The sequence below is a fragment of the Burkholderia sp. SRS-W-2-2016 genome, assembly GCF_001931485.1.
In the GTDB taxonomy this organism is placed as follows: Bacteria; Pseudomonadota; Gammaproteobacteria; order Burkholderiales; family Burkholderiaceae; genus Paraburkholderia.
In genome coordinates, this window is record NZ_MSDV01000046.1 from 192,387 (window position 1) to 204,907 (window position 12,521).

11 protein-coding genes are annotated in these 12,521 nt (G+C 64.2%); 1 reads left to right on the forward strand and 10 read right to left on the reverse strand.

Translation table 11 applies throughout. The annotated features are described in order from the left end of the window. Positions 1-107 precede the first annotated feature (107 nt). From BTH42_RS20590 to BTH42_RS20615, 6 genes are all read right to left on the reverse strand, one after another. The gene (locus tag BTH42_RS20590; protein ID WP_075302784.1) at positions 108-833 is read right to left on the reverse strand and encodes an amino acid ABC transporter ATP-binding protein; all 726 of its coding nucleotides are present in this window, start codon (positions 831-833) and stop codon (positions 108-110) included. Next, positions 830-1,507, reverse strand: coding sequence for a glutamate/aspartate ABC transporter permease GltK (gltK, locus tag BTH42_RS20595; RefSeq protein ID WP_075302785.1), 678 nt, complete (start codon positions 1,505-1,507; stop codon positions 830-832). The genes BTH42_RS20590 and gltK overlap by 4 nt, the downstream gene beginning before the upstream one ends. After that, complete coding sequence (locus tag BTH42_RS20600; protein ID WP_075302786.1) at positions 1,507-2,247, reverse strand: amino acid ABC transporter permease; 741 nt, start codon at positions 2,245-2,247, stop codon at positions 1,507-1,509. Before BTH42_RS20600 ends, gltK begins: the two co-directional genes overlap by 1 nt. A gap of 92 nt (positions 2,248-2,339) precedes the next feature. Further along, a complete protein-coding gene (locus tag BTH42_RS20605; RefSeq protein WP_075302788.1) occupies positions 2,340-3,233 on the reverse strand; it encodes a glutamate/aspartate ABC transporter substrate-binding protein in 894 nt (297 codons plus the stop codon). 283 nt (positions 3,234-3,516) lie between these two features. After that, positions 3,517-4,830 (reverse strand): Glu/Leu/Phe/Val dehydrogenase, encoded by a 1,314-nt coding sequence (locus tag BTH42_RS20610; RefSeq protein WP_075302790.1) that lies wholly within the window; start codon positions 4,828-4,830, stop codon positions 3,517-3,519. A gap of 149 nt (positions 4,831-4,979) precedes the next feature. Further along, on the reverse strand, positions 4,980-5,936 hold the full coding sequence (locus BTH42_RS20615; RefSeq protein ID WP_075302792.1) for a LysR family transcriptional regulator: 957 nt from the start codon (positions 5,934-5,936) through the stop codon (positions 4,980-4,982). Between the two features lie 246 nt (positions 5,937-6,182). Between BTH42_RS20615 and purB the strand changes: the two genes are divergently transcribed. Next, positions 6,183-7,571, forward strand: a complete 1,389-nt coding sequence (gene purB / locus BTH42_RS20620) for an adenylosuccinate lyase (protein ID WP_075302794.1) — start codon at positions 6,183-6,185, stop codon at positions 7,569-7,571. A gap of 128 nt (positions 7,572-7,699) precedes the next feature. On the opposite strand, the gene BTH42_RS20625 is transcribed toward purB, so the two are convergent. The 4 genes from BTH42_RS20625 to edd form a co-directional block, all read right to left on the reverse strand. Beyond that, entirely contained in the window at positions 7,700-8,194 is a 495-nt protein-coding gene (locus BTH42_RS20625) for a gluconokinase (protein ID WP_075302796.1), read from the reverse strand. A gap of 10 nt (positions 8,195-8,204) precedes the next feature. Further along, a complete protein-coding gene (locus tag BTH42_RS20630) occupies positions 8,205-9,596 on the reverse strand; it encodes a gluconate:H+ symporter (protein WP_075302798.1) in 1,392 nt (463 codons plus the stop codon). Between the two features lie 252 nt (positions 9,597-9,848). Further along, positions 9,849-10,490 (reverse strand): bifunctional 4-hydroxy-2-oxoglutarate aldolase/2-dehydro-3-deoxy-phosphogluconate aldolase, encoded by a 642-nt coding sequence (gene eda / locus BTH42_RS20635; RefSeq protein ID WP_075302800.1) that lies wholly within the window; start codon positions 10,488-10,490, stop codon positions 9,849-9,851. A 2-nt stretch (positions 10,491-10,492) separates the two neighbouring features. Beyond that, positions 10,493-12,424 (reverse strand): phosphogluconate dehydratase, encoded by a 1,932-nt coding sequence (gene edd / locus BTH42_RS20640; RefSeq protein ID WP_075302802.1) that lies wholly within the window; start codon positions 12,422-12,424, stop codon positions 10,493-10,495. Positions 12,425-12,521: the final 97 nt, after the last annotated feature.

Sequence of the window (12,521 nt, forward strand, 5' to 3'; positions counted from 1 at the left end):
GCGCCGCCAGACTCCGCTCAAAAACAAAAAAGCCGCTCCACAGAGCGGCTTTTTCGTATCCCGCGCCAACCTCGCAACGAGGTCAGCGCGAGCCCACACAGCAAACCTCAGTGCAGGATCTTCGCCAGAAAATCCTTCGCGCGATCCGACTTCGGATTCGCGAAGAAGTCTTCCTTGCGGTCGTCTTCGACGATCAAGCCCTTGTCCATGAAGATCACGCGATGCGCGACTTTCTTCGCAAAGCCCATTTCGTGCGTGACGCACATCATCGTCATGCCTTCCTGCGCGAGTTCGACCATCACGTCGAGCACTTCGTTGATCATCTCCGGGTCGAGCGCCGAGGTCGGCTCGTCGAACAGCATCGCGATCGGGTCCATCGACAGCGCGCGCGCAATCGCGACACGCTGCTGCTGGCCGCCCGACAACTGCCCCGGATATTTGTCCGCATGCGCGCGCAGCCCGACGCGGTCGAGCAGCTTCAGGCCCTTCGCGGTCGCTTCGTCGCTCGAGCGGCCGAGCACCTTGATCTGCGCGAGCGTCAGGTTCTGCACGATCGACAGATGCGGGAACAGCTCGAAGTGCTGGAACACCATGCCGACTTTCGAGCGCAGCTTCGACAGATTGGTTTTCTTGTCGGTCAGCGACTGGCCGTTGATCACGATCTCGCCTTTCTGAAACGGCTCGAGACCGTTGACGGTCTTGATCAACGTGGACTTGCCCGAACCGGACGGCCCGCACACCACCACCACTTCGCCTTTTTTGACTTCCGTCGTGCAGTCGGTCAGCACCTGAAACTGGCCGTACCACTTAGAAACATTCTTGATAGAGATCATCTTGCGACCTTTTTCTGAAGACCTTTGACAAGGCTCGACGCGATCACACAGATCACGAAATAACACGCGCCCGCGAACAGTACCATTTCGACACTCGTGCCGTCACGGTCGCCGATATTCGTGGCGGTGCGGAAGAAGTCGGCCAGGCTGATCACGTAGACGAGCGACGTGTCCTGGAACAGCACGATACCCTGCGTGAGCAGCAGCGGCACCATCGCGCGGAATGCCTGCGGCAGCACGATCAGGCGCATCGCCTGACCGTAGGTCATACCGAGCGCGAACGCCGCGTTGACCTGGCCGCGCGGCACCGCCTGGATGCCGGCGCGGATGATCTCCGAGTAGTACGCGGCCTCGAACAGCGAGAACGCGACCATCGCCGACGCGAGCCGGATGTCGATATCCGGCGACAAACCGAGCACGCTTTGCAGCACCTGCGGCACGATCAGGAAGAACCACAGCAGCACCATCACCAGCGGGATCGAACGGAACAGCGTCACGTAGAGCTTGGCGAACCATTCGAGCGGCTTGATCGACGACAGCCGGAACATCGCGAGAATGGTGCCCCAGACGATGCCGAACACGATCGCGATCAGCGTGATCTTGAAGGTGACGATGGCGCCGGTCCACAACGTAGGCAGCGCGCCCGGAATACCGCTCCAGTCGAAATGATGCATCACTTGCCTCCGATATAGCCGGGCAGCCGGGTCTTCGCTTCGACCCAGCGCATCAGTTGCATCACGATCAGGTTGATCAGCATGTACGCGACCGTGACCGCGATGAACGACTCATAAGTCTGCGCCGTATAGTCGACCAGCTGGCGCGCCTGCGCGGACAGGTCGAGCAGACCGATCGTCGAGGCGACCGCGGAGTTCTTGAAGATATTCAGAAACTCGGAGGTCAGCGGCGGGACGATGATCCGGTACGCGACCGGCAGCAGCACGTAGCGGTACGTCTGCCATTGCGTGAAGCCGACCGCGAGACCCGCGGCGCGCTGGCCGCGCGGCAGCGCGTTGATGCCCGAGCGCACCTGCTCGCACACCCGCGCGGCGGTAAACAGCCCCAGACAGATGATCGACGACGAGAAGAACTGCGCGGCCGGCGGCAACTGTTTGAACCAGGTACCGATCGACACGGGCAGCAACTCCGGTATCACCAGATACCAGACGAAAAACTGAACGATCAGCGGGACGTTGCGGAAAATCGCGACGTAGACGGTGCCGATGCCCGACGCCCATTTGTTCGGCAGCGTACGCAGCACGCCGAAAAACGAACCGACGATCAGCGCGATCACCCATGCCGACAGCGACACGGTGACGGTGACCCATAGCCCCGACACCAGCCAGCCCAGATAGGTGGTCGGCTCGCCGGTGGAGACGGGACTCAGCAAAATGCCCCAGTTCCAGTGATATGACATGACCAAGACTCCGGCAAAAAGAAACGGAAGAAGCGCGTGGCCCCTTCCGTTCCGTTAAGCGTTTTCGAAAGTGTCGAAAAAGCAGCTAGCGTTTAATCGATTGCCTTGTCGTTCGGATTCTTGAACAGCGCCCGCATATCGTCGCTCATCGGGAAGTTCAGGTTCAGCCCCTTCGGCGGGATCGGCGATTCGAACCAGCGCTTGTAGATCTGCTCGCCTTCGCTCGAAGTTTGCACCTTCGCGATCGCGTCGTCGGCGACCTTCTTGAACTCCGGATCGTTCTTGCGCAGCATGCAGCCGTAAGCTTCACGCGATTGCGGCGTACCGACGATCACGAAATCGCCCGGGTTGTTCGACTTCGCGCGCTCGCCGGCGAGCAGCGCGTCGTCCATCATGAACGCGGCGGCACGGCCGGTGGACAGCGTGAGGAACGACTCGCCGTGGTCCTTCGCGCTGATGATGTTCATGCCCATGCTCTTGTCCTGGTTCATCTTGCGAAGCAGGCGCTCGGAGGTGGTGCCGGCGGTCGTCACGACCGTCTTGCCCTTCAGGTCGGCGAAATCCTTGATGCCGGAATCTTTCTTGGTCATCAGGCGCGTGCCGATCACGAAGATCGTGTTCGAGAACGCGGCCTGTTGCTGGCGCTCGAGGTTATTCGTGGTCGAGCCGCATTCGATGTCCACGGTGCCGTTCTGCACCAGCGGAATGCGGTTCTGCGACGTGATCGGAACAAGCTTCACCTTCAGGTTCGGCATGTTCAGCTTCTGCTTGACGCCCTCGACGATCTTCATCGCGTAATCCTGCGAATAGCCGATCACGTTCTGCTTGTCGTCGTAATAGGAAAACGGAATCGACGATTCGCGGTGCCCCAGCGAAATCACGCCCGTGTCCTTGATCTTTTTCAGCGTCCCCGAGTCTTGCGCGTGCGCGCCGACCGTGAACAGTCCCAGAGTCGCGAGCAGCAGCGCAGCCTTATTAACCTTCATCTTGGATCTCCTTGGCAAGAATCGGCGCCAGTTTAGCAAAGTAATTTTTCTGAAAGTATTGCTATTAACCATGTTGTTGCGCGCACGCCGCGACCGCCGTGCGACAAGGCCGCGCGCGCTTCACACGGACATGCGAAGGCGGGCGGCATCGCTCGATACCGCCCGCCGGTCCAACCCGCGCTCTCGTGGAGCGCGGCAGTGCATCAAAACCCGGCGGCCGCCCCGGCGTGGCCGTAAGCCGCGCCGCACAACCGCCATCTCAGACAGGGTAGTCCAAGATCGATCAGGGGTACAAACCACGCAGTTCGCGTGCCTGCAAAATCCGCTTGCACGCGACGATGAACGCCGCGGTCCGCACCGACACGTTCTGCTCGCTCGACACCTGCCAGACCGCCGCGAACGCCTCGCGCATCACCCGCTCCAGACGCTCGTTGATCTCCTCCTCGGTCCAGAAGAAGCTCGAGAAGTCCTGCACCCACTCGAAATATGACACTGTCACACCGCCCGCATTGGCGACCACGTCCGGAATCACGAGGATGCCGCGCTCGTGCAGGATGTCGTCGGCCGCGGTGGTGGTCGGGCCGTTCGCGCCTTCCACGATGATCCGGGTCTTGATCTTGCCGGCGTTCTTCTCGGTGATCTGGTTTTCCAGCGCGGCCGGGATCAGGATGTCCGATTCGACGGTCCAGAATTCTTCGTTGGTGATCGCGTCGGCTTCGACGAAACCGCCGACGCCGCCCGTCCTCGCGACATGATCGAGCAGCGCGACCGCGTCGATACCGGTCGACTTATACACCGAGCCGGTGTGATCCTGCACCGCGACGACCTTCGCGCCCGCTTCCTGGAAGAGGCGCGCGGCGATTCCGCCGACGTTGCCGAAACCCTGCACCGCGATGCGCGCGCCTTCGATGTCGAAGCCGATCCGGCGAGCCGCTTCGCAGCCCACCACGAACACGCCGCGGCCGGTCGCCTCGCGGCGGCCGAGCGAACCGCCGAGCGTGATCGGCTTGCCGGTCACGACGCCGGTGGCCGTCTGGCCCTGGTTCATCGAGTAGGTGTCCATCATCCACGCCATGATCTGCTCGTTCGTGTTCACGTCCGGCGCGGGAATATCGGTGTTCGGTCCGATGATGATGCCGATTTCGCTGGTGTAGCGGCGCGTGACGCGCTCGAGCTCGCCGCGCGACAGCGTGCGCGGATCGACCCGGATGCCACCCTTCGCGCCGCCGTACGGCACGTTGACCGCCGCGTTCTTCACCGACATCCACGCGGACAGCGCCATCACTTCGGACAACGTCACATCCTGGTGATAACGCACGCCGCCCTTGCCCGGACCGCGCGACACGTTGTGCTGCACGCGGTAACCCTCGAAGTGCGCGACGGTGCCGTTATCGAGTTCGATCGGCACGTCGACGACCAGAATGCGCTTCGGGCGCTTCAGCGTTTCGAGCCAGCGGGACAGCGAACCGAGGTACGGCGCGACGCGGTCGACCTGGCGCAGGTAGTTGCCCCAGGGGCCGAGATCGTCGCGATTAAGGTAGGAGGGAACGGACTGAAGGGTTGCTGCGGCTTGTACGGCTTCTTGCTGGGAAGACATGAACGCTCCGGCGTTGATCGAGTAGTGGCATTGTGGAAAAACGCCGTTTCGAAATCCAATGCCGTTTCCTTATCCGATTATGTTTTTTTTGCATAACGTTCGGAAAGCCGCAAATTCGCGTCGCGGTCGCGCAGATTCGGCAGCGACGCTCAGGCGGCGCCCTGCTTCAGTTCCTCCGACACCACGTCCCACAGCTGCCGCACGAGAATCTGGCGCGCGTCGTCGCTTTTCGCGGCAAGCTTGTCGCGGTACAGACGAATTTCCATGCTTAGCGTCAACTGCCCTTCCGGCGTGCCGCGCGTCGCTCGATCCAGACGGATCAGCCGGCCCTCGGCGACCGCGTCTTCGACCGCGCTGTGCGGCAGGAACGCGATCCCGTGACCGGCCAGCGCCATCGCCTTGAGCCCCTCGGCCATGTCGGTTTCGTACAGCCGGTCCAGATACAGGCGCTCCGGCGCGTTGGCGAGAATCACCTCGGTCATCCGGCCGAGGTACGCGTTCGGCGTGTACGACAGATACGGCGACGGCGCCTCGGGCGTGCCCGGCAGCGTATGGCGCGGGCGGCCCGCGCGGGCCGGCACCGAGAACGGGCTGATCGGCTCGTGGCCGAGCGTCAGCATGTCGTAGCGGCCGGGGTCGAGCGCGACCGGATGGCTCGGATGGTGGTAGCCCATCATCAGATCGCAGCCGCCCTCCACCAGCGACAACGCCGCGTCGTGCACGTTCAGCGCGCGCAGCCGGGTGTGGATCGGGCCCATCTGCGCCTCGATCCGCTGCAGCCAGCGCGGAAAATACGTGAGCGACAGCGTGTGCGGCACCGCGAATTCGATCGTCGCCTGCGGCGTCGCGGTATGGCCGCGCAGCAGCGCGCGCGCCTCGTGGAATTGCGACAGCATCGCGAGCGCCTGCTCGTTGAACACCTGGCCGGCCGCGGTGAGGCGGGTCGGATACACCGAGCGGTCGATCAGCTCGGTGCCGAGCCACGCTTCGAGCGCCTGGATGCGGCGCGAGAAAGCCGGCTGCGTGACGTGGCGCAATTCGGCCGAGCGGCTGAAGCTACGCGTTTCCGCGAGCGAAATGAAGTCTTCGAGCCATTTCAGTTCCATGCGAGTGCGCTTGCCGGCGGGAGGGAGGAAGTCTGCATTCTAGCGGCGCGCGTGGCGGCCGACGGCGCCGGCCAGCGGCCACGGCGCTCGCCACCCGCGACCGGAGACGAACCGCCTCGACGCCACCCGCACGCCACCTGCGCGCCATCCGCGCGCCGGCCCGCCGCCCGCACGGTGGTAAAATGCGCGGTTCCCCCCGTTTCCGATCCGCTCCCTGAGCGCTCATCACGTCCCACACGTCCCATCATGTCCGACACCCGCCCCGACACCCTGTTCGCGCTGAACGCGCTCTCCCCGCTCGACGGCCGCTACGCCGCCAAAACCGAAGCCCTGCGCGACTGGCTCTCGGAAGCCGCTTTCATGCGCAATCGCGTGACGGTCGAGATCCACTGGCTGATCGCGCTGTCGCGCGCCGGCTTCGCCGAAGTGCCGCGTTTCTCCGAAGCGTCCGAGCAATTCCTGCTGCAACTGGCCGAGCGCTTCACCGCGCACGACGCCGCCCGCATCAAGGAAATCGAGCGCGTGACCAATCACGACGTGAAGGCGGTCGAGTACTGGCTGAAGGAATCGGTCAAGGGCCAGGAAGAGCTGGAGCGCGCGAGCGAGTTCATCCACTTCGCGTGCACGTCGGAAGACATCAACAACACGTCGCACGGCCTGATGCTCGCCGGCGCTCGTGAACACGTGATCCTGCCGGCGCTGCGTTCGGTGCATCAGCGCCTCGTCGCGCTCGCGCACGCGCATGCCGAACAGCCGATGCTGTCGCGCACGCACGGCCAGCCGGCCAGCCCGACCACGCTCGGCAAGGAAATGGCCAACGTCGCCGCGCGTCTGGCGCGCGCGATCGAGCGCATCGCCAAGGTCGAACTGCTCGGCAAGATGAACGGCGCGGTCGGCAACTTCAACGCGCACCTGTCCGCGTATCCGCAGTTCGACTGGGAAGCGTTCTCGAAGGACGTGGTCGAAAACCGCCTGAAGCTCACCTTCAACCCGTACACGATCCAGATCGAACCGCACGACTACATGGCCGAGCTGTTCGACGCGATCTCGCGCGCCAACACGATCCTGCTGGATCTGGACCGCGACGTATGGGGCTACATCTCGCTCGGTTACTTCAAGCAGCGCACCAAGGCCGGCGAAATCGGTTCGTCGACGATGCCGCACAAGGTCAACCCGATCGACTTCGAAAACTCGGAAGGCAACCTCGGTCTCGCGAACGCGACGCTGCGCCACCTCGCCGACAAGCTGCCGGTGTCGCGCTGGCAGCGCGACCTGACCGACTCGACGGTGCTGCGCAACATCGGCGTCGCGTTCGGTTACTCGCTGCTGTCGTACGACTCGCTGATCCGCGGTCTCGACAAGCTCGAAGTGAACGCGCAGCGTCTGAACGAAGACCTCGACAACTGCTGGGAAGTGCTGGCCGAGCCGGTGCAGACCGTGATGCGCCGTTACGGCATCGAGAATCCGTACGAGCAGCTGAAGGAACTGACGCGCGGCAAGGGCATTACGCGCGAGGCGCTGCAAAGCTTCGTCGGCGGTCTGGCGATTCCGCAGGACGCGAAGGACCTTCTGCTCGCGATGACGCCGGCGTCGTACATCGGCAAGGCGGTTGAACTGGCCAAGCGGATCAGCTGAGCCATTCGCTGAACTGACCGTTTGCGTCGCGGCCTCAAGCAGCCGCGACCGCGCAATAAAAAAGCCGCTCCAGGGAGCGGCTTTTTTTCGTCCTGAGCGGTGGCGCGGGCCACCTGCCCAACGATCGGTCAACGCTGTTCGAGCTGCTTCAACACTTCGTCGACGATCTGTTCCGGGGTGAGGTCGATGCTGACCGTGATCGCTTCGTCGTCGCCCGGCTCTTCGAGTGTGTCGAGCTGGCTTTGCAGCAGCGACGGATCGAAGAAGTGCCCGGTGCGATGCCCGAGGCGCTCCGACAGCACCTCGCGCGAACCCTGCAGGTAGACGAAGCAAACATCCTTGTCGCCGGCGCGCAGCACGTCGCGATACGAGCGCTTCAGCGACGAGCAGGTGAACACCGCCGTCTCACCCGCCTGCTGCTTTTCCTCGATCGCCGCACGGATCGTTTTCAGCCACGGCCACCGGTCTTCGTCGGTGAGCGGGATGCCGTGGTGCATCTTTTCCTTGTTGGCGGCGCTGTGAAACGCGTCGCCGTCGGTGAACGTACAGTGCAGGCGTTCGGCCAGCAGTTCGCCGATCAGCGACTTGCCCGCGCCCGACACGCCCATTGCGATCAGAATCATGTGAATCTCCTTACAGGACCGCCGCGAGCGCGAAGGTCAGGCCCAGCCCCATCACCGAAATGATGGTTTCGAGGAGCGACCACGTTTTGAAGGTCTGCCCCACCGTCATGCCGAAATACTCTTTGATCAGCCAGAAGCCGCCGTCGTTCACGTGCGAGAAGATCAGCGAGCCCGAGCCGGTCGCGAGGACCATCAGCTCCGGCTTCACCTGCACCGCGCCGGCCGCCGCGATCGGCGCGACGATCCCGCAGGCGGTCGTCATCGCGACCGTGGCCGAACCGGTTGCCAGACGGATCATCGCCGCGACCAGCCAGCCGAACATCAGCGGCGACAGATGCACCGCGGTCGCGACGTTGGTGATTTCCTTCGAGATGCCGCTATCCATCAGCACCCGGCCGAAACCGCCGCCCGCGCCGACGATCAGCGTAATGCCGGCGATCGGCGCCAGACATTCGCCGCAGAACTTCTGGATCTGCTCGCGATTGAAGCCGCGGCTCGCGCCGAAGGTCCAGAAGCTGACCAGCACGGCCGTCAGCAGCGCGACGTCGGTGTTGCCGAAGAAGCGCAGCAGATCGTTCGGCAGCGTCTTCGGCTCGAACACCAGGTCGGCCCAGCTGCCGACCAGCATCAGGATCACCGGCAGCAGAATCGTGAACAGCGTGATGCCGAAACCGGGCAGATCACGCTGCGGCGCGTTCGCTCGCACGCCGTTGCCGACGTTATCGCCACCTGCGTCGCTGCCGAGAAACTGCGCGGCCAGCGGGTTGTCTTTCGGCAGTTTGATGTGGCGGCTGATCAGCAGCGCGAACAGCGGACCGGCGACGATCGCGCACGGAATGCCGACGATCAGACCATACGCAATCGTCTTGCCGATATCCGCGTGATACGCCTGCACCGCGAGCAGCGCGGCCGGGTGCGGAGGAATCAGCCCGTGCACGACGGACAGACCGGCGACCATCGGCAGGCCGACCAGCAGCAGCGATTTATTGGTGCGTTTGGCGACGTTGAACGCGATCGGAATCAGCAGCACGAAACCGACTTCGAAAAACACCGGCAAGCCGACGATGATCGCGACGACCATCATCGCCCAGTGAATATGCTTCTCGCCGAACCAGTTGATCAGTGTGGTCGCGATCCGCTCGGCGCCGCCCGATTCGGCCATCATCTTGCCGAGCATCGTGCCGAGACCGACCACGATCGCGATGTGACCGAGGGTGTTGCCGTTACCCGTTTCGAACGACTTGACGATAGTCTGCATCGGCATGCCGGCGACGAGGCCGAGCAGCAGCGAGACGATGATCAGGACGAGGAACGGATAGACCTTGAAGCGCGTGATCATCAGGATCAGCAAGGCGATCGCGATCAGCGCGTAAATGAGCAGCATGCTGCCGTGGGCTTCCATGAAGCTCCTCCTTTTGAGTTATTGATTTGAGTGCGGAACACGGGCCGCACTTCGTCTCACGGCAACCTGCGCGATGCCTGAAAACCCGGCTGGCCGCGCGGACGCTGAATTTTACAGTTTGTGTCGTGGAAACGCCCGCCAATCCAGTACGCATCACACGCAAAAAAAGAGTCCCGGCGCGACAGCCGTGGCGGCTGTATCGACGAGACTCGTATATCGGACCGGTTACGCTCGTGGCCGTCCGCTAGACGCTCAATGCGCGGGCGCGGCCAGCTGGCTCGCGGCGCGCGCGAGGCGCGTGACTTCTTCCCAGTTCTGCGCGGCGAGCGCCGACTTCGGCGTGAGCCACGAACCGCCGACACACACCACGTTCGGCAGCGCGAGGAAATGCGGCGCGCTTTCCGCGGTGATGCCGCCGGTCGGGCAGAACTTCAGCGCCGGGAACGGGCCGTGAAACGCCTGCAGCATCGGCACGCCGCCGGCCTGCTGGGCCGGGAAGAACTTGACGATGTCGTAGCCGAGTTCGAGCGCGAGGATGATGTCCGACGGCGTCATCACGCCCGGCAGCAGCGGCAGACCCGCGTCCTGCGCGGCCTGGTGCAACTCTTTCGTGAGACCCGGCGACACGCCGAACTGCGCGCCCGCCTTCTTCGCCTGCGCGCAATGCTCGGGCTTCGTGAGCGTGCCGACGCCGACCACGATGTCGTCGGCCAGCCCGCACGCACGCTCGATCGCGCCGAGGCCGGCCGGCGTGCGCAACGTGATTTCGAGCACCTTCACGCCGCCCGCATGCAATGCGCGCGACACCTGTTCGCCCTGTTCGACCGTATCGAATGCGAGCACCGGAATCACCGGGCCGAGGCGCACGATATCGCTTACTGTTTTCGCCGTCATAGTCAGACTCCTTGTTTCTGCAGCGCCGCGCCGGTTTGCGCGGTGCTCCTGTGTTGGTCGCCGTGCTGCTGGCCGTGCTGTGCGGGCGTGCCGTGGCCGCCTTCGCCGACCATCGGGCCGAAAACCGATGCGCCCTGCTCGGCCGGCGCCGCCGCCGCGCGAAATACGCCGAACAGCTCGCGGCCGAAGCCGACTTCGTTCTCCGCCTGATGCCGCGATTGTTCGCACTGGCGCGCCGCCCATTCGGCCGCGTCGATCTCGATGTCGAGCACGCCCGCTTCGGCGTCGATCACCAGCATGTCGCCGGTGCGAACCTTGCCGATCGGCCCTTGCAGCAGCGCTTCCGGCGACAGGTGAATCACCGCCGGCACCTTACCCGATGCGCCCGACATCCGGCCGTCGGTGACCAGCGCGACATGGAAACCCTGATCCTGCAACACACCCAGCAGCGGCGTCAAACGATGCAGCTCGGGCATGCCGTTTGCGCGCGCGCCCTGGAAGCGCACCACCGCGATGAAGTCGCGCTTCAGCTCGCCGTTATCGAACGCTTCCTGCACCGCTTCCTGCGAATCGAACACGATCGCCGGCGCCTTCACCTTGCGATGCGCGGCGGCAACCGCCGAAATCTTGATCACGCCGCGGCCGAGCTTGCCCTGCATCAGGCGCAGGCCGCCGTCCGGCTGGAACGGTTCCTTGATGCCGCGCAGCACCGCGGTGTCCGCGCTCGCTTCGACACCCGCGACCCATTGCAGCTTGCCGTCGAGCAGCTTCGGCTCTTCGGTGTAGTGCGTGAGGCCCTTGCCCGCGACGGTGTTCACGTCTTCGTGCAGCAGCCCCGCTTCGAGCAGGTTGCGCACGAGGAACGCGACGCCGCCGGCCGCGTGGAAGTGATTCACGTCGGCCTTGCCGTTCGGATAGATCTTCGCGAGCAGCGGCACCGCCTGCGACAGCTCGTCGAAATCGTCCCAGTCGATCACGATGCCGGCCGCGCGCGCGATCGCGACGAGGTGCAACGTGTGATTGGTCGAGCCGCCGGTCGCCAGCAGCGCGACGATGCCGTTGACGATCGCCTTCTCGTCGATCACGTGGCCGATCGGCATGTAGTTGCCGCGCTCGACCGTCAGATCGAGCACGCGGCGCGCGGCCTGCGCGGTCAGCGCGTCGCGCAGCGGCGTGTGCGGATGCACGAAGGCCGAGCCCGGCAGGTGCAGGCCCATCACTTCCATCAGCATCTGGTTGCTGTTCGCGGTGCCGTAGAACGTGCAGGTGCCGTGGCCGTGATACGCGGCCGCTTCCGCTTCGAGCAACGCGTCGCGCCCGCACTGGCCGGTCGCGAACTGCTGGCGCGTCTTGGCTTTGTCGTCGTTGGACAGGCCGCTCGTCATCGGGCCGGCCGGCACGAAGATGGTCGGCAGATGGCCGAATTGCAGCGCGCCGATCAGCAGGCCCGGCACGATCTTGTCGCAGATCCCGAGGCACAGCGCCGCGTCGAACATGTTATGGGTCAGCGCGACCGCGGTGCCCATCGCGATCACTTCGCGCGAGAACAGCGACAGCTCCATCCCCGCGTTGCCCTGGGTGATGCCGTCGCACATCGCCGGCACGCCGCCCGCGAATTGCGCGACGCCGCCGTTTTCACGCGCGGCCTGCTTGATGATGTCCGGGTAGTTTTTGTACGGCGCGTGGGCCGACAACATTTCGTTGTACGACGAAACGATGCCGATGTTCGGCTCGCGAATCTGCTTGATCTTGAGTTTGTCGTTGCCTTCCAGACCCGCGAAACCGTGTGCGAGGTTCGCGCACGACAGCGCGCCGCGCGCCGGGAAACGCCCCTGCGCATGCTGGATACGGGCCAGATACGCTGCGCGCGTGGGCTTGCTGCGCTCGATCACGCGTTGCGTGACCTTCGACAATTGCGAATGCGGGGAAACCATCGGAGCTCCTTCGTCGCCGGCGGCGGGCAAGCGTGACGCCTGGCGGTATCGCGGGGTGGTCGCGGGTTGGGTCGGGACGTTGCGGTTGTGCTTTCGA